The sequence below is a fragment of the Rhodanobacter fulvus Jip2 genome (assembly GCF_000264315.1).
Lineage (GTDB): Bacteria > Pseudomonadota > Gammaproteobacteria > Xanthomonadales > Rhodanobacteraceae > Rhodanobacter > Rhodanobacter fulvus.
Genome location: NZ_AJXU01000018.1, coordinates 1 through 21,155, shown reverse-complemented (window position 1 = coordinate 21,155; position 21,155 = coordinate 1). Strand labels below are relative to the sequence as shown.

18 protein-coding genes are annotated in these 21,155 nt (G+C 68.2%); 8 read left to right on the top strand and 10 right to left on the bottom strand.

What is annotated here, in order from left to right:
* Positions 1–3 precede the first annotated feature (3 nt).
* From UU9_RS03910 to UU9_RS03865, 10 genes are all read right to left on the bottom strand, one after another.
* Positions 4–1,641, bottom strand: a complete 1,638-nt coding sequence (locus UU9_RS03910; protein ID WP_007080418.1) for an efflux transporter outer membrane subunit — start codon at positions 1,639–1,641, stop codon at positions 4–6.
* 31 nt (positions 1,642–1,672) lie between these two features.
* Entirely contained in the window at positions 1,673–2,791 is a 1,119-nt protein-coding gene (locus UU9_RS03905) for an ABC transporter permease (protein ID WP_007080417.1), read from the bottom strand.
* Between the two features lie 4 nt (positions 2,792–2,795).
* Positions 2,796–3,959: an ABC transporter permease gene (locus tag UU9_RS03900; protein ID WP_007080416.1), complete on the bottom strand. Its 1,164-nt coding sequence runs from the start codon at positions 3,957–3,959 to the stop codon at positions 2,796–2,798.
* Positions 3,956–5,728: an ATP-binding cassette domain-containing protein gene (locus tag UU9_RS03895; protein WP_007080415.1), complete on the bottom strand. Its 1,773-nt coding sequence runs from the start codon at positions 5,726–5,728 to the stop codon at positions 3,956–3,958. Before UU9_RS03895 ends, UU9_RS03900 begins: the two co-directional genes overlap by 4 nt.
* Position 5,729: 1 nt before the next feature.
* Complete coding sequence (gene hlyD, locus UU9_RS03890) at positions 5,730–6,755, bottom strand: secretion protein HlyD (protein ID WP_040670202.1); 1,026 nt, start codon at positions 6,753–6,755, stop codon at positions 5,730–5,732.
* A 28-nt stretch (positions 6,756–6,783) separates the two neighbouring features.
* Complete coding sequence (locus UU9_RS03885; protein WP_007080413.1) at positions 6,784–7,209, bottom strand: hypothetical protein; 426 nt, start codon at positions 7,207–7,209, stop codon at positions 6,784–6,786.
* 46 nt (positions 7,210–7,255) lie between these two features.
* Positions 7,256–7,864 carry a TetR/AcrR family transcriptional regulator gene (locus UU9_RS03880; protein WP_007080412.1) on the bottom strand — a complete coding sequence of 203 codons (609 nt, stop codon included), beginning with the start codon at positions 7,862–7,864 and terminating at the stop codon, positions 7,256–7,258.
* 174 nt (positions 7,865–8,038) lie between these two features.
* Complete coding sequence (locus tag UU9_RS03875) at positions 8,039–10,570, bottom strand: cation-translocating P-type ATPase (RefSeq protein ID WP_007080411.1); 2,532 nt, start codon at positions 10,568–10,570, stop codon at positions 8,039–8,041.
* A 37-nt stretch (positions 10,571–10,607) separates the two neighbouring features.
* Positions 10,608–11,042 carry a universal stress protein gene (locus UU9_RS03870; RefSeq protein ID WP_007080410.1) on the bottom strand — a complete coding sequence of 145 codons (435 nt, stop codon included), beginning with the start codon at positions 11,040–11,042 and terminating at the stop codon, positions 10,608–10,610.
* Between the two features lie 24 nt (positions 11,043–11,066).
* Positions 11,067–11,828 carry a glucose 1-dehydrogenase gene (locus UU9_RS03865; RefSeq protein WP_007080409.1) on the bottom strand — a complete coding sequence of 254 codons (762 nt, stop codon included), beginning with the start codon at positions 11,826–11,828 and terminating at the stop codon, positions 11,067–11,069.
* A 185-nt stretch (positions 11,829–12,013) separates the two neighbouring features.
* On the opposite strand from UU9_RS03865, the gene UU9_RS03860 reads away from it, so the two are divergent.
* The 8 genes from UU9_RS03860 to UU9_RS03825 all read left to right on the top strand — a co-directional run bounded on the left by UU9_RS03860 (position 12,014) and on the right by UU9_RS03825 (position 21,097).
* On the top strand, positions 12,014–13,261 hold the full coding sequence (locus tag UU9_RS03860) for an NnrS family protein (RefSeq protein WP_007080408.1): 1,248 nt from the start codon (positions 12,014–12,016) through the stop codon (positions 13,259–13,261).
* 119 nt (positions 13,262–13,380) lie between these two features.
* Entirely contained in the window at positions 13,381–14,904 is a 1,524-nt protein-coding gene (gene nirK / locus UU9_RS03855) for a copper-containing nitrite reductase (RefSeq protein ID WP_040670200.1), read from the top strand.
* A 2-nt stretch (positions 14,905–14,906) separates the two neighbouring features.
* Positions 14,907–15,668 (top strand): formylglycine-generating enzyme family protein, encoded by a 762-nt coding sequence (locus UU9_RS03850; protein WP_007080406.1) that lies wholly within the window; start codon positions 14,907–14,909, stop codon positions 15,666–15,668.
* Positions 15,669–15,677: 9 nt separating this feature from the next.
* Positions 15,678–16,247, top strand: a complete 570-nt coding sequence (locus UU9_RS03845; protein ID WP_007080405.1) for an SCO family protein — start codon at positions 15,678–15,680, stop codon at positions 16,245–16,247.
* 421 nt (positions 16,248–16,668) lie between these two features.
* Positions 16,669–18,759 (top strand): TonB-dependent siderophore receptor, encoded by a 2,091-nt coding sequence (locus UU9_RS03840; protein ID WP_007080404.1) that lies wholly within the window; start codon positions 16,669–16,671, stop codon positions 18,757–18,759.
* Positions 18,760–18,788: 29 nt separating this feature from the next.
* On the top strand, positions 18,789–19,103 hold the full coding sequence (locus UU9_RS03835) for a hypothetical protein (protein WP_007080403.1): 315 nt from the start codon (positions 18,789–18,791) through the stop codon (positions 19,101–19,103).
* 13 nt (positions 19,104–19,116) lie between these two features.
* Positions 19,117–20,784 carry a PepSY-associated TM helix domain-containing protein gene (locus tag UU9_RS03830; protein WP_007080402.1) on the top strand — a complete coding sequence of 556 codons (1,668 nt, stop codon included), beginning with the start codon at positions 19,117–19,119 and terminating at the stop codon, positions 20,782–20,784.
* Positions 20,777–21,097 (top strand): DUF3325 domain-containing protein, encoded by a 321-nt coding sequence (locus tag UU9_RS03825; protein WP_007080401.1) that lies wholly within the window; start codon positions 20,777–20,779, stop codon positions 21,095–21,097. Before UU9_RS03830 ends, UU9_RS03825 begins: the two co-directional genes overlap by 8 nt.
* The last annotated feature ends 58 nt before the right edge of the window (positions 21,098–21,155 follow it).

The following is a 21,155-nucleotide window of genomic DNA, read 5'->3' as shown; positions in this document are numbered from 1 at the left end:
TGATCATCCCATGCTGCCAGATGAGGTGAGGCAATGGCGCGTGCATGTACGGCACGGTGCTCGACACGGTGGCGTCGAGGAAACACCTGTCTGGCGTGCTGTGTCGCGCGCCGTAGTCGGGCGCCGCGGCAGCCGTTCATCCACGGGCCTGCCCGCGGCGTCGTGCCGGTGCTGTGATCCGCCCGCATCGTCGCTGCGCGCGTCGTCGGCATTCCAGCCGCCGCCCAGCGCCTTGTACAGCGCCACCAGGTCGATCGCGGTGGCGGTATGCATGCGTGCATAGCCGTCCTCGGCGTCGCGCAGCACGCGCTCTTCGGCTAAGAGGTCGGCCAGCGCGATGTCGCCGGCGGCGTAGCGCGCCTGCGCGTGGGCGTAGCTGCGTCGCGCGGCGTCGAGCGCGGCCTGCTGGCGCTGCACCGCGTCCAGGCCCAGCTGGTAGTTGCCCAGCGCGCGCTCGGCGTCACCCAGTGCCGTCAGTACCGCTTTTTCGTAGGCAAGCGCGGCTTGCTGTTCGCGTGCCTCGCTGGCGCGGATCTCGGCGCGTACGCGGCCGCCGTCGAACACCCGCCAGGAGATCAGCGGCATGACCGAGAACCGCTGGCTGGCCGACTCGAACAGCTGGCCTGCGTCCAGGGCCTGGAAGCCGCCGCTGGCGCCGATCGACAGTTTCGGGAACAGCTCCGCCGTCGCCACGCCGATGTCGGCGCTGCGTGCCGCCAGGCGCCGCTCGGCCGCACGCACGTCCGGCCGGCGGCGCATGATGTCGGCGCGTTGGCCGACCGGGATCGGCAGCAGCGTGATCTGCGCGGCGGTGGTGTCGAGCAGGGCCAGCTCGCGTTCGGGCGGCGCGCCCAGCAGCACGCCCAGGCCCAGCGCGGCGGCGCGCGCGCGTGCCTGGATCGCGGGCAGGCTGGCCGCGGCGGCGCCCAGGCGCGCCTGCGCGGCATCGACATCCGCCTGTGCCGCGTCCCCTGCACGCAAGCGCCTGCCGACGAGGTCGGCTGTCTGCGCGAGCGCCTGCACCGAGGCTGCGCGCGCGGCCAATTCGCGTTGCGCGCCGCGCAAGTCGAGATAGCTGCGCGCCACTTCGGCGGCGATGCTGACGCGCACGCCGGCGGCGTCGTCCTGCGCGGCCTGCATGCGCGCCTCGGCACCTTGCACGGCGCGCCGGGTGCGGCCAAACAGGTCGATTTCCCAGCCGGCGTCGAAGCCGGCGTCATGGATGGTCTGGTCGCGTGCCAGTCCGGGAATGGCGCCGATCGGCAGCGGGCCGTTTTCGCTCTGCCGGCGCCGGGTTACGCTGCCGCTGACGCCGACCGAGGGCGCGTAGCCGCCGGCCGCGCGATCACGCAAGGCGCGTTCCTCGGCGATGCGCGCCTGCGCCTGGAGCAGGTCGAGGTTGTCCGCCAACGCGGTGGCGACCAGCCGGTCCAGGGTCGGATCGCCCAGCGTGGTCCACCAGTTCGACAGACCGGCCGGCGCTTGCGCGGCGGCCGCTGGCTGCGTCCAGCCGCTGCCGGTGTCGACCTGCGGCGGCCCGCGGTAGTCGGGGCCGGCCGCGCACGCGCCGAGCAGCAGCGTGCCCAGCGCGACGGCCGCCGTGCGTGGCGCGCGGCAGCGGCGATTCGATGAGCGGGTCATGGCAACTCCTTCATGCAGGGCAGGGGGCCGGTCATTGCAGGCGGCTGCGCACCAGCAGCGTGGCCAGGGTCAGCGTCACCAGCGCGATCACCGCCAGCGGCCAGGCATTGGCGAGGATGTCCGCCGCCGGCATCGCCTTGAGGAAGGTGCCTTCGACGATGACCAGGAAGTGGGTGAGCGGGATCGCCTGCGCCAGCCATTGCAGCGCTGTCGGCATGTTTTCCACCGGCGTGGCGAAGCCCGACATCAGCACCGCCGGTACGCCGATCGCGAAGGCGCCAAGGATGGCCTGCTGTTGCGTTGCGCTGACGGCCGAAATCATCAGGCCGATACCGACCACCGAGAGGATGAACAGAACCAGGCTCGCCAGCAGCAGCGCGAACGAGCCGGTGAAGGGAATGCCGAACGCGAACACGCCCGCGCTGATCATGAGCAGGCCCAGCAGGGTGCCGATTGCCAGCGCCGGCAGCGACTTGGAGATGATGATTTCCGGCGTCGAGGTGGGCGACACCAGCAGTTGGTCGAAGGTGCCCAGCTCGCGCTCGCGCGCGATCGACAGCGAGGTGATCAGCAGCGCGCTGAACAGCGCCAGGATGCCGGTGAGGCCGGGCACGATGAACCAGCGATAGACCAGGTTCGGGTTGAACCAGTGACGCACGGTAACCGGCGTCGGCGCCTGCGCGTCGGGTGTGATGCCGGCGCCGACCTCGGCGGCGATGGTCGAGAGATAGGCCACCGTGATCTGGCCGGAGTTGCTGCGCCGGCCATCGACCAGCACCTGCGCGCGGCCGCTGTCGCCGGCGGCAATCGTGCGCGAGAAATCCGCCGGAATAGCCAACGCCGCGATGACCTCGCCGCGGTCGATCAGCTCGTGCAGCCGCCGCTGGCTGTCCACCAGGTGGACATGGCTGATGAAACGCGCGCTGTCCAGGCGCTGCATCAACTCGTGCGACCAGCGGCCGGCGTCCTGGTTGTACACGGCGATGTCGACGTTGCGCACTTCCAGCGTGGCGGCGAAGGCGAACACCAGCAGCTGCAGGATCGGCGGCACGAACACCACCATGCGGCTGCGCGGGTCGCGCAGGATGCTCAGGACTTCCTTGACGAACTGTGCGCGCAGGCGGGTGAAACTGAGGATGGCGTTGGACACGTCGCTACTCCGGGTTCTTGCGCGTGGCGCGCTTGGCCAGGAGGAAGAACACCGCGCCGATGGCCGTCATCGCCAGCAGGTTGGGGACGAACACCGCCCAGATGTCCCCAGCCAGGAACACCGTCTTCAGCGAGTCGACGAAGTAACGCGCCGGGACCAGCCGCGTCATGGCGCGGATCGGCGCCGGCATGGCGTCGATCTCATACAAAAAGCCCGACAGCATGAAGGCCGGCAGAAACCCGGTGAACAGCGCGATCTGCGCCGCCAGGAACTGGTTGCGCGCCAGCGAGGAGATCAGCAGGCCCTGGCCCAGCGCCGGCACCATGAACACCGCCGACACCAGCAGCAGCGCCGCCAGCGAGCCGCGCAGGGGAACGCCGAACACGAACACCGCCAGCGCCACCGCGCCCAGCGTGGACAGCATGCCGAGCACGAAATAGGGCAGCAGCTTGCCGATCAGGATCTCGGCCACCGAGGCGGGCGTGGAGAGTATCGCCTCCATCGTGCCGCGCTCCCATTCGCGCGCCACCACGAGTGCAGTGAGCATGGTACCGATGATGGTCATGATGATGGCGATGGCGCCGGGAATCAGCGCGCGGCGGCTCTCCAGTTCGGGGTTGAACCAGTAGCGCGGCTCCAGCGCGATGGCTGGCGCCGGCGCGGCAGAGCGCCCGGCGCGCCAGGACTGCACCACGCCGCGAGCGTAGTTCTCCACGTAATTGGCGGTGTTGGGGTAGGAGCCATCGGTGATGATCTGCACCAGCGGCTCGCGGCCGCGTTGGGCCAGCCGCTGCTCGAAATCCTGCGGGATCACCACGTAGCCGCGCAGCGCGCCGGAGACCAACTGCCCGGCCACTTCGCGCCGGTCATGCGCGAAGTGCGCGTCGAGGAAGCGGGTGCCTGCAAACGCGGCGGCCAGCGACTGGGCGGAGGCGCCGGGCGATTCCAGCACCACGCCCATGCGCACCTGTTTGGCATCCAGCGACACCGCATAGGCAAACAGCAACAGCAGCACCACTGGCAACACGAACGCGATCAGCAGCGTCGAGGGGTCGCGCAACGCCTGGTGGCTTTCCTTGACCACCAGGGCCATCAGGCGGCGCCCGTCGAAACGCCGCGAGCCGGTCGGCAGCGCGCCATCGTCGGGCTTGCGCATGGCGGCGTTCATGCGGCCGCCGCCGTTTCGCGCTCGGCCGCTTCCACCAGCTGGATGAAGGCATCCTCCATGGTCGGGTCCGGTCGCTGCGCGCTGGCGGTCATGCGCTTGAGCGCGTCGGGCGTGTCCAGCGCAACCAGCCGCGCGCGCGAGAGCATGGCCACCCGGTCGCAGTATTCGGCCTCGTCCATGAAGTGGGTGGTGACCATGATGGTCACGCCCTTGCGCGCCAGCCCGTTGATGTGGGTCCAGAACTCGCGGCGGGTGATCGGGTCCACGCCCGAAGTGGGCTCGTCCAGGAACAGCACCGGCGGCCGGTGCATCAGCGAGCAGGCCAGCGCCAGGCGCTGCTTGTGGCCCAACGGCAGCGAGTCGGGCGTGGCACAGAGCCAGTCGCCGAGGTCGAAGGTCGCGATCATTTCCTCGATGCGCTCGCGTCGCGTGTCGCCTTCCAGCCCGTAGACGCCGGCCGAGAACTCCAGGTTCTGCCGCACCGAAAGCAGGCCGTAGAGCGAAAACTTCTGCGCCATGTAGCCCAGCCGGCTCTTGGCTGCGCCGGTGGCGCGGCGCAGGTCCAGGCCCACCACGTGCGCCTCGCCCGCGCTCGGCTTGAGCAGGCCGCAGAGCATCTTGAAGGTGGTCGATTTGCCCGCGCCGTTGGGACCGAGCAGGCCGAAGATCTCGCCCTTGTGCACCTCGAAGCTGACGTGGTCGGTGGCGGTGAAGGCGCCGAAGCGTTTGGTCAGGTTCTGGCAGGACACGGCAATGTCCGAGCCCAGTTCGACCGGCGGCAGCCGTTCGGCCAGCGTCGAGGTGCCGCCGGGGCCGCCGCCGAGCAGGTCGATGAAGGCGTCCTCGAAGCGCGCCGGCACCGGCGCCAGCTCTACGTGTGCCCGGTCGGCGAGCGCCTGGACCTGCTCCGTGCCCTCACCCGCGCGCAACACTACGCGGACGCCGGCGCCCTGGATCACACCGTCGCTCACGCTGGGCAGATCCAACGCCTCGGTCAGCAGCGCGCGGCGCTCGGCCCCGACGTTTTCGAGACGGAAGCTGCGGCCTTCGAGCTGCGCGGTCAGTTCCTGCGGTGGGCCGTCGAACAGCAGCTGCCCCTGGTTCAGCAACAGCACGCTTTCGCAGCGCTCGGCCTCGTCGAGATAGGCGGTGGACCAGACCACGGCCATGCCTTCGTCAGTCAGCGCCTGCACCATGCGCCACAGGTCCTGCCGACTGACCGGGTCGACGCCGACGCCCGGTTCGTCCAGCAGCAGCACCTTGGGCCGCGCCATCAGCGCACAAGCCAGCCCCAGCTTCTGTTTCATGCCGCCGGAGAGCTTGCCCGCAAGGCGCGCGGTGAAGGGCCTGAGCCGGGTGAACTCGAGCAGCTCGTCGAACAGCTCGGCGTTGTGCTCCGCGTCCATGCCGCGCAGGCGCGCGTACAGGCGCATGTTCTCCAGCACCGACAGGTCTTCGTACAGGCCGAAGCGTTGCGGCATGTAGCCGCTGGCGACGTGGATGGCGTCGTTGTCCTTGACCACGTCGAAGCCGGCCAGGGTGACGCGGCCGGCGTCGGGGACCAGCAGCCCGGTCATGATCCGCATCAACGTAGTCTTGCCGGCGCCGTCGGGACCGACCAGGCCGGTGAGGCGGCCGTAGCGGATGCTGGCGCTGAGCCCGCGCAGCGCCTGCACCTGGCCGAAGTACTTGGCGAGGTTATCGATCACCACCGCGGCGTCGTGCTGGCCGTGCTGGCGCGGCGCATCGCTGGCCGGCTGCGCGCCCATCTCAGTGCCCCCGCGCGGGCTTGGCGCTGGTGTCGACGTCGATCGTCACCGGCATGCCCTGGCGCAGGCCTTGGTCGGCATCGGCTACCACCACGCGCAGGCGATAGACCAGGTCGGTGCGCAGGTCGGCGGTCTCCACCGTCTTCGGCGTGAATTCCGCGCGCGGCGAGATGAAGCCGACCTGGCCGTGATAGACGGTGGCCGAGGCATCGGTGTGCACGCGCACCTGGGTGCCCGGTGCGATGCGGCCCAGATCCGGTTCGCCGACATACGCCCGCAGGTATACCGGATCGCGCAGGCTCAGGCTGTACACCGGCATGCCGCTGGCCACCATGCTGCCCGGTTCGCGTACGCGGGCGATCACGATGCCGTTGCTGGGCGCAATCAGCGTCGCATCGCCCACCGCGGTGCGCGCCTGGCTCAGGGCGGCGGCGGCCGCGGCCACGCGTGCCTTGCCGGCGGCGATGTCTTCGCTGCGGAAGCCGGCGCTCGCCAGCGACAGCGCTGCCTGCGCCGCGGCCAGCTTGGCGGCGGACTGGTCGCGCGCGGTGCGCGCGGCGTCGACGGCACGCTGACTGCTGGCGCCGGATGCAAGCAAGGTGTGCTGGCGCTTGAAGTTGCGCTCGGTCTCAGTGGCGCTGGCCTGCGCCTGGCGCACCTGCTCGCGCGCCTGGGCGATTTCCTGTGGGCGGTTGCCGCGGTGCAGCTTGTCCAGTTGGGCCTGCGCGGCCTGGAGTTCGGCTTCGGCCGCCGCCAGCTTCTCGCGGTAAGGCGTGGCGTCGAGCTGCGCCATCATCGTGCCGGCGGTGACGGTGTCGCCTTCGTCGAAAGCCATGCCGGTCAAGCGGCCGGACTGACGGAAGGCCAGCTCCACCTCGCGGATGTCGACATTGCCGTACAGGCGCAACACGTCCGGATTGCCGCGGTCGCGCAGCAGCCAGAACGCCAGAATGCCGCCCAGCGCGATCGCCACGACGGCGATGGCTATCCAGCGGGTCTTTCTAGTGGGGAGGCTCGGGGTTTTCATGGAGAGGATTTCCGCTTGAGAAAGGCGTTCAGTGCGTGCGTGCCAGCGGCGCGGCGTTCGCCGACGTGCGCCATGCCATGGTCGCGATGCCGACCCACACCAGCGTGCGCAAGGTCATGGCGATCGGCGTGCGCTCTTCCCAGGCACCGCCCAGGGCCACATGCACGCCGAAAGCGAGGAAGACCAGCGCGGTTGCGAGTGCAATGGCGGATGCCAGCCACGCCGCCCAGCGCCGGCGCCGCCACAGCTCGACGCCGGCGATGACGTAGGCGAAGCCGGCCAGGAAGTTGAACCAGAGCACGAACGGCACGTAGTGGCCGGCCGCTTCACGCGCGGCACCGTCAACAAACAGCACGGCGCCGCCCTCCCTCAGCGTCAGCAGGCCGAAGCCGATGGCGAACAGGGAAAGCAGCCGGGTCCAGATGCCGCGTCGCGGGTGGGTGGTCATCGTCATGGCGCTCGGTTCGTGGGGGAACATCCGGTGCAGGAGGGCGATCGCTTCAGGCGGTGCGCGCGATGCCGCGGCGGTAGATCGCAAATGCGCCCACCGCTTCCTTGCGCATGCGGCGGGTGTCGCCGGCCAGCAGGGCCTGCATCACCAGGCCCTGGATACTGCCGATGAACAGCGTGGCCGCCGCGGCCGGATCCAGCTGCGGGTCCAGTTCGCCGGCCGCCTTGCCGTCTTCGATCAGGGTGCGCAAACGCTCGCCGTAGCGGCGGATCAGGGTCTGCACCATCTGTTTGGCGGCCGTGCCTTCGGCCCGCTGCAATTCGCCGAACATCATGCGCGGCACGCCCGGGTGTTCGGTGACGAAGGCAATGTGCGCCATGAACATCGCTTCCAGCGCGGCCAACGGGCTGGCGGCATTGCGCGCGGCGCGCTCGACCCGCGCCAGCAGGTGGTCGGCCACCCATTCCATCACCGCCTGCCAGATCGCGTCCTTGCTCGGGAAGTGGCGGAACAGCGCGCCCTGGGTCAGCTGCATCGAGCTGGCGATCGCCGCGGTGGTGATCTCGCTGGGGTTCTGCTCGGCCGCCAGCTTGATGACTGCCTCGACGGTAACCGCGCGGCGCTCCTCCGCAGGCAGATGTTTGCGCTGAATGTCCATCGCGATGGGCCCGTCGAAAGTGAGTAAGTAATTACTACCTTATTCGAAACGGCGCGGCTGTCAACCGTCATTGACGACGGAGTAGCGGCAGGGCCGTGTCGAGGAGACGGCGGCTGAGTGATTGGCGATGGAGCGGAGCACGGCCGTTGTCGGCACCGGACGCAAGCGTCCGCTTCAGCGCACCGCTGCCTTGCGCAGCCTTCCGCGCGTCGCGCGGCGCAGCAGTTCCAGCCACGCGACGGCGGCGGCCAGCATCGCGGCGGCGGCGAGCAGGCTGAGCGGCGCCGGCACGGCCAGGCTCATCACGCCGCGAAGGAACGGCACGCCGATCACGACCGTCAGCATCAGTGCCACGGCGCCGAACATCCGCGCCAGCCACGGGTTCTTCACCGGATGGCGGGCCAATGCGGGATGGGTCAGGTCGCGGTTGGCGAGGGTCAGCAGGAACAGTCCGATCACCAGTGCGATGAACACGGCGCTGCGGCTTTGCGTCGCGTCCAGGTTCTGGCCCAGCAGCAAGCCGTAGCCCAGCAGCAGGATGCCGGCAAAACCCAGGCCCTGGATCACCGCGTGGCGCAGGTTGGCGGCGGCGAACGGCGAATCCGACGGTGCGCGCGGCGGCCGCTGCATGATGTCGTCGTCGGCAGGTTCGGCCTCGAACACGATCGAGCAGGCCGGGTCGATCAAGAGCTCCAGCAGCACGATGTGCACCGGCATCAGCAGCACCGGCCAATGCAGCAAGGTTGGCACCAACGCCAGCACGATGATCGGCATGTGCACGGCGAACACGAAACGGGTGGCCTTGCTGATGTTGTCGTAGATGCGTCGGCCCTGGGCGATGGCGGTGACGATGCTGGCGAAGCTGTCGTCCAGCAGCACCAGCGCGGCCGCTTCGCGCGCCACGTCGGTGCCGCGCTCGCCCATCGCGATGCCGACGTCGGCGGCTTTCAGCGCGGGCGCATCGTTGACGCCGTCGCCGGTCATCGCCACCACCTCGCCGTCCGCGCGCAGCAACTGCACCAGGCGCAGCTTCTGTTCCGGCTTGAGCCGCGCGCACAGGTCGACGTGGCGCAGCCGCTCGCGCAGCGTGGCGTCGTCCAGCGCGGCCATTTCCGCGCCGGTGATCACCGCGGCGCGCTCGCTCAGGCCCACCTGGCGGGCGATCGCGCGTGCGGTGGCGGGGTGGTCGCCGGTCATCATGATGATGCGCACGCCGGCGGCGCGGCATTGCGCGATGGCGGCGGGTACTTCCGGACGCGGTGGATCGACGAAGCCGAGCAGGCCCAGGAAGCGGAAGTCGAAATCGTGCTGGCTGCGCGGCCAGCTGGCACCCTGCCATTCGCCGCGCGCCACGCCCAGCACGCGCAGGCCACGTTCGGCCATCGCCTCGACCTGGCGCAGGATCGCCGCGGCCTCGGCGGCGCTCAGGTGGCACAGGTCGATCACCGCCTCGGGCGCGCCCTTGGTCGCCAGCAGGTGCTCGCCGGACGCGTCGCCGCGGAACACGCGGGTCATCGCCAGGATCTCCGGCGACAGTCCGTACTCGATCTCCGATGCCCACGCCGCGTGCACGTGCTCGGTGTCGGTGAGCCAGTGCAGGCCGAAGCTCTGGATGGCCTTCTCCATCGGGTCGAACGGATCGGCCGGCGTGGCCAGCATGGCGAATTCGACCAGCGTGTGGAACGGCTCGGGCAGGTCGGTGCAACGGTCGTCGTGGCTGCTGTCGTCGGGCAGGCGCAGCTCGGCGACCTGCATGCGGTTCTGCGTCAGCGTGCCGGTCTTGTCCGCCGCCAGCACCGAGATCGCGCCCAGCGCCTCCACCGCCGGCACGCGCCGGGTCAGCACCTTGTGTTTCGAAATGCGCCATGCGCCCAGCGCCAGGAACACGGTGAGAATCACCGGGATTTCCTCGGGCAGGATCGCCATGGTCAGCGCGATGCCGGCCAGCACGCTTTCCAGCAGGCCGTGGCCGTCCCACAGCCAGCTCAGCAGCGTATACGCCATGGCCAGCAGCAGGCCGCCGATGGTGAGGTTGCGGATCAGCCGGCGCGAGGCGCGCTGCAGGCCGGAGACCGGCTCGACGGTGGCGCTGAGCGCCTGCCCGATGCGGCCCACCGCGGTGGCGCCGGCGATCGCGCGCACCTCGGCCACGCCGACGCCCTTGGTCGCCACCGTGCTGGCGAACAGCTGGCCACCTTCAGCGCCGGGCAGCTTGGTCACCGGCACCGCCTCGCCGGTGAGCAGCGACTCGTCGACATCCAGGTGGCCGTCCAGCAGCACCGCGTCGGCGGCGATGCGGTCGCCCTCGTGCAGCACCAGCAGGTCGCCGACCACCACCTCGCGCCCGGGAATGCGCCGTTCCTGGCCGCCGCGGATCACCAGCGCGCGCGGCGCGGACAGCTCGCGCAACGACTCCAGCGCGCGCTGCGTCTTGCGCTCCTGCGCCAGCGTGATGCCGATCACCACGAACACGAACGACAGCAGGAACGCCGCTTCCGCCCGATCGCCCAGCGCCAGGTACAGGCCGCCGGCGACCAGCAGCATCAGGAACATCGGCTCCAGCAGCACGCCGCGGACGATCGCGAACAGGCCCTTGGGTTTGCTGCCGGGCAACAGGTTCGGTCCGTGCGCGGCGAGCCGGCGCGCCGCTTCGGCCGGATCGAGGCCGGCGCGGTCCGTCGATTGCGGCGGGGGTGCGTGGCTCATGCATTACCCCGCCGCGCGATGGCGCCGATGGAAGTGCTCAGCGGCACACCAGCACCGGCACGTCGCCGTTCAAGATCACCTTGTGCGTCTCGCTGCCCAGCAGCAGCCGGTCGAAGCCGCGCCAGCCGTGCGAGGCCATCACGATCAGGTCGCACTGGTGCTTGCGGGCCACCTCGACGATGGCGGAGTAGGGCCGCGGATCGGTCTGGTAGCTGCTGTTGCACGCGACGCCGGCGGCGCTTGCGCGCTGATGCACCTCGGCCAGATAGCGTTCGGCGTTGGCGCTGGCTTCGATGGTGTATTCGGGATCGACCTGGATGAACTCGGCGGCGTACACCGAGGCGGACAGCGGAGCGATGACGTGGAACGCGTACACGCTGGCGCCGATCTTGGCGGCCAGCTCGATGCCCATGTCGACGGCACGCAGCGACAGCTCGGAACCATCGATGGGTAGCAGGATGCGCTTGAACATGACGAACTCCTCCGGGGTGGGTAATCAGCGGCAGGTGTAGCCGCCATCGATGACCAGCTCGCTGCCGGTCACGAATTTCGATTCGTCGCAGGCGAGATAGACCACGCCCCAGGCGATGTCGTCCGCGTCGCCCATGTGCCCCAGCGGATGCAGGGCGCCGGTATCGCGGCGATGTTGCTCGGGGTCGCCGCCCATCGAGGCGATGTGCTGCTCCACCATGGGCGTCCAGATGAAGCCGGGATGGATCGAGTTGACGCGGATGCGGTCGGCCGCGTACAGCAACGCGTCGGTCTTGCTCATCAGGCGCACTGCGCCCTTGGAGGCGTGGTAGGGCGGCAGGTCGGGCGCGCCTACAAGGCCGTAGATCGACGACAGGTTGATGATGCTGCCGCCACCCGCGGCGCGCAGCGGCGCGATCGCGTGCTTGGTGCCGAAGAACACACTCTTCACGTTGACCGCCTGCACCCGGTCCCATTCCGCTTCGGTAAGCTCGTGCGTGGGCTTGTTCGGCCCGGTGATGCCGGCGTTGTTGACCAGGACGTCCAGACGTCCAAACGCTTCCACCGTACCGGCGATCGCGGCGGCCACTTCGGCCTCCACCGACACGTCGGCGTGGAAATAGCGCGCGTTGCCGCCGTGCTGCCTGGCCAGCGCCTGGCCCGTGCCGTCATGCAGGTCGACGATGGCCACTTTCGCGCCGGCTTCGATCATCCGTGTCACGCACGCCGCGCCGATGCCCAGTGCGCCGCCGGTCACCAGCGCCACCTTGCCGCTCAGTCTGCCCATGGTCGTGTCTCCATGTGGATGTCAGGCATAGGCTGCCCCTGATCGCGAGGCCAGGTGTTGATCCTGGTCAACCTCCCGTCTTCCGCCGGCGCGGCAAAAGCGCGCGGTGTGCGCTGATACAGGTCAATGTTGTGGCGGATGCCGATCTGCCATTATGTGAAAATCATTCTCATTCGAGATGGCTCATGGCCGAATCACGCACTTCCAGCGTCAAGCCGGCGACATTCGCCGAACTGCCCGCCCTGCTCAGCTCGGCGCCGCACCGTTTGCTGTTTCTGGCCGGCGCCGTCGCGGTGCTGCTGAGCATGGCGTGGTGGGCGGTGGAGTTGACCTGGATGCGCTTCGGCCTGGGCGGGTGGCCGCAGCCGTCGATTCCGCCGGGCTGGGCGCATGCGATGGTGATCCAGTACGGGCTGTTTCCGTTGTTCATGTTCGGCTTTCTGCTGACGGTGTTCCCGCGCTGGATGAACCTGCCGGCGCTGTCGCGGCGTCACTATGTACCGGTGGCGGCGAGCGTGTTCGGCGGTTACGTGCTGGCCAATGTCGGTTTGCTGGGCATGCCGTGGCTGGTCAAGGCCGGTTTCATCGTGATGCTGGTTGGCTACCTGATCGGCACCACCATCCTGGGCCGGGTGCTGCGGGCGGCCAGCAACCGCATCGATCACGCAAAGTCATGCCTGCTGGCGCTGGGGTTCGGTTGCGTGGGGCTGGTGGCGTTCCTGGTGTATCTGTTCGGCGGCCCGGAGACGTGTGCGCTATTGGCGATACATATCGGCACGTTCGGCCTGCTGCTGCCGATCTTCTTCACCGTAACGCATCGCATGCTGCCGTTCTTCAGCAGCAACGTGGTGAAGGATTACCACGTGGTGCGCCCGCGCTGGAGCCTGCCGGTGGTGTGGGTGCTGCTGCTGGCGCATCTGTTGATGGAGTGGCGCGGGCTGCTGGCCTGGCGCTGGCTGGTCGACGTGCCGCTGGCGCTGGTGTTCGCCTGGCACGCGGTGGCCTGGCAGCCGTGGAAGGCGATGCGCCCCGGCATCCTGGCGGTGTTGCATCTGGCTTTCGCCTGGCTGCCGATCGCGTTCGTGCTGTATGCGGTGCAGGACGTGATCTATGCCACGCGCGGCGAGCTGCTGTTCATGCGCGCGCCGCTGCACGCGCTGGCCATCGGTTATTTCGGCTCGATGCTGGTGGCGATGGTGACGCGCGTGACCATGGGTCACTCCGGCCGGCCATTGCAGATGGGCAAGATCGCGTGGCTGTGTTTCGCGTTGCTGCAGGTCGTGGCGCTGCTGCGTATCCGCGCCGAACTGGGCGGCGACGTGTACCTGTGGCTGGTGATCGCCGCCTACGGTTGGCTGGTGGCATTTTTGCCGTGGGTGCTGCGTTCGGCATGGATCTACCTGACCCCGCGCCGCGACGGCAAACCGGGGTGAGCGTTCCCGCTGTGGCAGCTTGACGCAGAGGCGGGTTTACACCGCGGAAATTGACCCGCGTCAAATCGGACAAGCAGCGATCACATAGTCTGGCGCCGAACTCCACAGAGAGAAGCGCCATGACACGTAAGTTGTCACTCATCCTCGCTGCAGCCGGCCTGATGGCCCTTGCAGCCTGCTCCGAAAAACCCGCAAGCGGCGGCGCCAGCGAAGTCCCCTTCGGCAGTGCCGCAGCGGCGGCCGTCACCCCGCCGGAAAGCTTCGGCCCGCCGCAGGGCGAGCCGATCCACGCCGTACTCACCAGCCCGCCACACGTGCCGCCGCCGGTCAATCGCAACTATCCCGCGAAGGTCATCGTGGAGCTGGAAGTGATCGAGAAGGAGATGCCCATCTCCGAAGGCGTCAGCTACACCTACTGGACCTTCGGCGGCACCGTGCCGGGCAGCTTCATCCGTGTGCGCCAGGGCGACACGGTGGAGTTCCACCTGAAGAACGCGCCCGACAGCAAGATGCCGCACAACATCGACCTGCACGGCGTCACCGGCCCCGGTGGCGGTGCGGCGTCCAGCTTCACCGCGCCCGGGCATGCGTCGCAGTTCACCTTCAAGGCGCTCAATGCCGGCATCTACGTCTACCACTGCGCCACCGCGCCGGTGGGCATGCATATCGCCAACGGCATGTACGGGTTGATCCTGGTCGAGCCACCGGAGGGCCTGCCCAAGGTCGATCACGAGTACTACGTGATGCAGGGCGATTTCTACACCACCGGCAAGTACCGCGAGAAGGGCCACCAGCCGTTCGACATGGACAAGGCCATCGACGAGCACCCCACCTACGTGCTGTTCAACGGCCACGAAGGTGCGCTCACCGGCGACAACGCGCTCACCGCCAAAACCAACGAAACGGTGCGCCTGTTCGTGGGCAACGGCGGCCCCAACCTGATCTCCAGCTTCCACGTGATCGGCGAGATCTTCGACCGCGTGCAGCCCGAGGGCGGCACCCACCCGCAGTCGAACGTGCAGACCACGCTGATCCCCGCCGGCGGCGCGGCCATCGTCGAATTCCACACCGACGTGCCGGGCAGCTACGTGCTGGTCGACCACTCGATCTTCCGCGCCTTCAACAAGGGTGCGCTGGGCATCCTCAAGGTGGACGGGCCGGAGAACAAGCTGGTTTATTCGGGCAAGGAGGTGGACTCGGTCTACCTGGGCGACCGCGCCGAGCCCAACCTGCACGCGGTGACGGCGGCGGCCAAGGCGAATGCCGCGGGTACGCTGACCAAGGAAGACCAGATCAAGGCCGGCCAGCAGTTGTTCACCGGCACCTGCTCGGTCTGCCACCAGGCCGATGGCAAGGGCATGACCAACGTGTTCCCCCCGCTGGCCAAGTCGGATTACCTGGTCAAGCAGGATCGCGAGCACCTGATCTCGATCCCGCTGCACGGCCTGCACGGCAAGATCACCGTCAACGGCGTGGATTACGACTCGGTGATGCCGCCGATGAGCCAGCTCAACGATGACGAGGTGGCCAACATCCTCACCTACGTGCTGAACAGCTGGGATAACGCCGGCGGCCAGATCACCAAGGAAGAGGTGGCCAAGGTCCGCGCGCAGCCGGCACCCGCCGCGGCACCGGAGCACTGAGCATGCGCGCCTGGCCATCAATGCTGATGCTGGGCGCGCTGCTGGCCGGCCCGGTGGCGGCGGCGGAATACGCCCCGCTGCCGGGCGGCACGTTCACCAGCGTGCTACCCGCCGACGGCAAGGCGGCACCGGCAAAGATCGCGCCGTTCCATATGCGCACCGAGCCGGTGACCAACGCCGAGTTCCTCGCCTTCGTGAAAGCGCACCCGCAATGGCGGCGCGATCAGGTGGCCCCGGTCTTCGCCGACCGCCGCTACCTCACCCACTGGGCCGCGCCCGACGCGCTGGGCGATGCCTTGCCGCAACAGCCGGTGACACGGGTGAGCTGGTTTGCCGCCCAGGCCTATTGCGAAAGCGAACACGCCCGTCTGCCCAGCTGGTACGAATGGGAATACGCCGCCGCGGCCGACGCTACCCGCTCCGATGCACGCAAGGATCCCGCGTGGCGCGAGCGCGTGCTGCAGTGGTATAGCCGTCCATCCAGCCAATCGCTGCCGACCATCGGCGGTGCTGCGGACGTGCATGGCGTGCGCGACCTCAACGGCGTGGTGTGGGAATGGGTGGACGACTTCAACGCCTTGCTGGTGGGCAGCGACAGCCGCGACCAGGATGGCGCCGACAAGATGAAGTTCTGCGGCGCCGGCGCCGTCAGCATGCAGGAAAAAGAGAACTACGCCACCCTGATGCGCATCGCCATGCTGAGCGCGTTGAAGGCGGTGGACACCACCAACAACATGGGCTTTCGCTGCGCGAAGCCCGACTGAGGTTTTTCCATGAAACGCCTTGCCCCATGGTTGCTCCTCGCGCTGCTGCTGGCCGGCCAGGCCTTTGCCGCCACGCCGCTGCCGCCCGATTCGGTTTACCAGTTCAACGTCACCCTCACCGATCAGGACGGCCACGCACGGCCGCTGGCCGCGCGCCGCGGACAGGTGCAACTGGTCAGCATGATCTACACCTCCTGCGCCATGGTCTGCCCGATGATCGTGGACACCATGAAACTCACCCGCAAGGCCGTGGCCGAACCCGCGCGCGACAAGCTGGCCCTGCTGGCGGTGAGTTTCGACCCCGAACGCGACAACGTGGAGGCGCTGCGCAACTACGCCGCCGCGCGCAGGCTCGATATGCGCCACTGGACACTCGCACGCACCGAGGCGAAGGACGCCCGTCCGCTGGCGGCGCTGTTCGGCCTGCAATACCGCCAGCTTCCTGACGGCGATTTCAATCACAGCAGCGAACTGATCCTGCTCGATGCCGACGGCCGCATCGTGGCGCGCACCACCATTATCGGCCGCGTCGATCCCGCGTTCGTCCAGGCCATCGACAAGACGCTGGCAACGCACTGACCCCCACGGTGGGAGCGACTTCAGTCGCGATGCTTTTGCTGTAGCCCCGGCGCGGAAGCGCTTCGATCGAGCCGGTACCGACAAGACGCCGCGCCGCGCGGCCGAATCCCGTCCACGCGCGCCGCCCCGATCCACGGCCAACGTGCCTCCGTCAGAAGTGCGGCGTTCGGAGCCCCGTGGGTGACCGGCGATACCGTTGTCGGCAAGTCTTGCATAATGAGAAGCATTCGCATTTAATAATGCACTGATTCGTTGCCTTCAGGCCGCGGCGGCGCATGCCATCGCGATGCGGAGCAGCGTCCGTTCCTCCCTACCCAGGATCCTCATGCGCCCCACGAGCCCCCTTCGTCTGCCGTCTTTCAGCGCGCCCGGAAATCGTTCGACCGCAGCAACCCATGGCCGTCTGCGTTTTGCGATCTGCATGGCGCTGGCCTGTTCATCGGGTGCGGCGCTTGCCACCCCGCAGCCAGCGGGAGACGGCGGCGACGCCACCGATCTGGGCGCGGTGATGGTCGTGGCCCAGCGCGCCGACCGTGTTTCCAGCGGCGCGACCAACCTCGATCTGGGCATCAAGGACACGCCGCAGTCGATCAGCGTGGTGAGCGATGAGCAGATGGCGCAGTTCGGCGCCACCAGCGTCAACGATGCGCTGCGCCTGGCCACCGGCGTGCAGGTGGAGGAATGGGAAACCAACCGCACCACCTATACCTCGCGGGGTTTCGATATCGAGAACACCCAGATCGACGGCGTCGGCCTGCCCAATGGCTGGGGCGTCGCCACCGGTGCAATGGATGCCTACGGCTACGAGAAGCTGGAAGTGATCCGCGGCGCCAACGGCCTGCTGACCGGCGTGGGCAACGCGGCCGGCACCATCAACTACGTGCGCAAGCGCCCGACCAATGACGAGCAGGGCTCGGTCGGCATCAGCTACGGTTCGTGGGGCACCACGCGCGTCCAGGCGGATTATTCGACCCCGTTCACCACCGACGGCAGCTGGGCCGGGCGCGTGGTCGCCGCCCACGAGGAGGGCGACTCGTACCTGCGCGGCAAGGACGACAAACGCGATTTCCTCTACGGCGTGATCGACGGCCAGGTGGGCGAGAACGGTACGTTGGCGCTGGGCTATTCGTGGCAGAAGGCCAAAACCAACGGCAACATGTGGGGCGCGCTGAGTTTCATGTACAGCGACGGGAGCCAGGCCGAATGGGATCGCGGCGCATCGACCACCCAGGACTGGACCTACTGGAACACCACCAGCCAGACCGGCTTCCTGGAGTACACCCACCAGCTGGCCGCGGACTGGCAGTTGAAGCTTTCCTACAACTACCGCCGCATCGACAACGACACCCGGATGTTCTACGCCACCGACGTCGACGGCACCGGCATGCAGCCGGGCACCAACCTGGGTCTGTACGGCTATCCCTGGGGCGGCCCCGATGCAACGACGGCCCACCTCGGTGCGGCCACCCTCAATGGTCATTTCCAGCTGTTCGGCCGCGACCAGGAACTGACGCTGGGTGTCAGCGTGGGCAGGAGCGAAGCGACCAACCGGGAATACGCGCAGGCGATATGCGGTACTGAAACCTGCGGCTACATCGCGATGCCCGGCTTTCCGTGGGCCGGCGATGCGGTCGCCGAGCCGCAGTGGGGCGAGCTCTCGGTCTACAGCACGCTGGATCAGCGACTGAAGCGCGCGTTCGGCGCCACCCGGCTGGCGCTTACCGACCGGCTCAAGGCCGTGGTCGGCTTCAACTACGCGAACTACCACCGCGACGGCGCCAACTACGGCGTGCCCTTCGACCAGACCGAGGGCCACACCAGCCCCTACGGCGGCCTCACCTACGATTTCAACGAGCACGTGCTGGGCTATGTCAGCTATTCGGACATCTACCAGCCGCAGGATCAGGCCGACAAGGAACAGCGTTACCTCGATCCCACCAAGGGCACCAATGTCGAAGTGGGCGTGAAAGCCGACTGGCTCGACCACCGGCTGCTGACGACGCTGGCCGTGTTCAAGGCCGAGCAGGACGGACTGGCCACCGGCATCGGCTACAACGACGACGGCCAGTACTACTACGGCGGCGTCGATGTCGAATCGAAAGGCGTCGAATTCGAAGCCACCGGCAAGCTCGGCGACAACGTCGACCTGGTGTTCGGCTACACCGCCCTGAAACTGACCGGCCAGGATGGCGACGACACTTACCGCTGGGTGCCGCGCCGTACCGCCAACCTGATGCTCAGCGCGCACCTGCCCAGCTACACGCCGCTGTCGTTCGGCATCGGCGGGCGCTGGCAGAGCGCCATCTCCAACGTGGAGACCAGCGGCTTCGCCGTGCGCCAGGGCAGTTACGCGGTATTCAACGGCTTCGTCGCCTGGGACTTCCGCCCCGATGCCACGCTGCGTTTCAACGTCAGGAACATCGGCAACGAGAAGTACATCAACACGCTGCGCTACAGCGGCTTCTACGGCGCACCGCGCAACTACATGTTGAGCCTCGACTGGCGCTTCTGAGTGACTTCACCGTGGGGAGGCAATAGCCGATGTCCAACACTCTCGTTGTCCCATACCCGTCCACGGCCCGCCTTCGCGTCGTCTCGCGCATCGCGGCCGCCGTGCTTGGTGGCTACGTCTTCGCGTGGGGCACGGTTGCCGCCGTGACCAGCCTGTTGTCCGCCGCGGACATGGAATTCCACGATGCCGAATTCCTGGGCGCCATGGCGGGGCTGCTTGCTTATCTGGCGGCCTTCCTGGGCACCGTGGCCACGCGTCGGCTGGCGCTGGCCTGGTTGGTGTTGCTGGGCGCGGGCGCGCTGATGACGGCCATCGGTTCGTTCGTGCAATCGTTGCTGACCTGAGGTGGGGACGATCATGTTCGCCAATTTCCGACAGGCCATGGCCTGGCTGCACACCTGGTTCGGCTTGGTGCTGGGCTTCGTGCTGATGGCGGCATTCTTCTTCGGCGCGCTGTCGGTGTTCGATCGCGAGATCGACCGTTGGACGGTCCCCACCACCCGTATCGCGCCGCAGCCGATGCCCTCGTTCGAGCAGGTGCTGCGACCGGCGTTCGAGCGCATGCACCCCACGCCCGAGGCGATCGACGCCATGCGCTCGCGGGTCGACGGCGCGATGCCGCAACGTTTCGACACCGTGGTCAACTGGAGCGCCTACACCACCCACCGCGATCCGGTGCTGGAGCTGTACGCCGGCTACGAGGTGCCCAACGCGAAGGACCCGGAGGAGGCGATCTGGGCCTACGACACCATCGACCCGCGCAACGGCAAGGCGCTGCCCGATGACCAGCTCAAGATCGGCAGCGGCTTCTTCTACCCGATGCATTACAGCCTCACGCTGGACTGGAAAAACCTGGGCATCTGGATCGTGGGTTTTTCCGCGCTGATGATGTTGGCGGCGCTGGTCAGCGGCGTGATCATGCACCGCAAGCTGCTGCGCGAGTTCTTCACCTTCCGTCCGGGCAAGGCGCGCCTGCGCAGCGTGCTGGACCTGCACAACCTCACCGGCGTGGTGGCGCTGCCGTTCCACTTCTTCTTTGCCTTCACCGGCTTGGTGATCTTCGCCAGCACTTACTACTTTCCGGTCGGGCAAACGCAGCTGCATGGCCTGCACGAGCTGCATGAGCAGGTGGAAGCGCAGGAAACCGGCCTGCCACACGATCGCGCCGGCGTGCCAGCGGGGCTGGCTTCGGTGGACGCGATGGTGGCCGAGGCGCAACGCCGCTGGGCCGCCGACGGCAAGGCCGGCGATGTGGGCTTTTTGATGCTGCAGCATGTGGGCGATGCCAACGGCTACGTCAGCGTCTACCGCGCCGGCACGGACCGCATCGCGCTGGTGGGCGACGGCATCCACTTCAAGGCGTCGACCGGCGAACTGATCCGCGTGGACCCGCCAGCCACGCCCACGGGTCGCGTCAGCGAGTTCCTCACCGGGCTGCACCTGCAGCATTTCCGTCACTGGCTGCTGCGCTGGTTCTACATGCTGGGCGGGCTGGCCGGCGCGGTGTGCATTGCCACCGGCTTCGTGTTCTTTGTCGAGAAGCGCAAGCGCCAGCATGCGCAGCGGGGCAGCCAGGGCGCGCGCATCGTGGATGCGTTGGCTGTCACCACGGTGACCGGCATGGTGCTGGCCACGCTGGGCATCCTGGTGGCCAATCGCCTGCTGCCGGAGAACCTGCCGGCACGCGGCGACTGGGAGCGCTACGTGTTCTGGTGTACCTGGGCACTGGCGCTGCTGCATGCCGGCTGGCGCAGTGCGCCGGTGGCGCAGGGGCTGGCCAACCCGGCCTGGCGCGAACAGTGTTGGGCGATCGCCACGCTGGCGCTGGCGGCCGTGGCGTTGAACGGAATATCCACCGGCGATTATCTATGGCGCACGATCGCGACCGGCTACTGGCCGGTGGCGGGCATCGACCTGTTCCTGCTGTGCAGCGCGGCGGTGGCCTGCCTGACGGCTCGTGCACTGAAGCGCCGCGCCAGCGCCGCGCAGTCACGCATCGCCGGCATGGAGATGGCGCGTGTCTGAAGCCGCGCTCGCGACATACCTGTTACTGGCGGCATGGCTTGCCAGCGTGGCCGGCATGGGCTGGCTGGCGGTGTCGATGCCGGGACACGCGCAGCAGGTGTGGGAGCGCATTCCCTCATCGGCGATGGCGCGTCTGCTGCGATGGCTGGGCGTGGCGGGCATCATCGCCGCACTGGGCTTGTGCCTGGCCGTAGACCACGCGTCCATGGCCGTGCTGGTCTGGGTGATGGCCTCGACCGGCGCCTCCCTGCTGGTTGCCTTCACCCTGGCCTGGCGTCCACGCTGGTTGCGCGTGCTGGCGCCGTGGGTGTGACGCGACCTTCGTTGGATCGCATCAGCCACCGTTCTCCCTGAGCGTAGCCGCGCAGCGG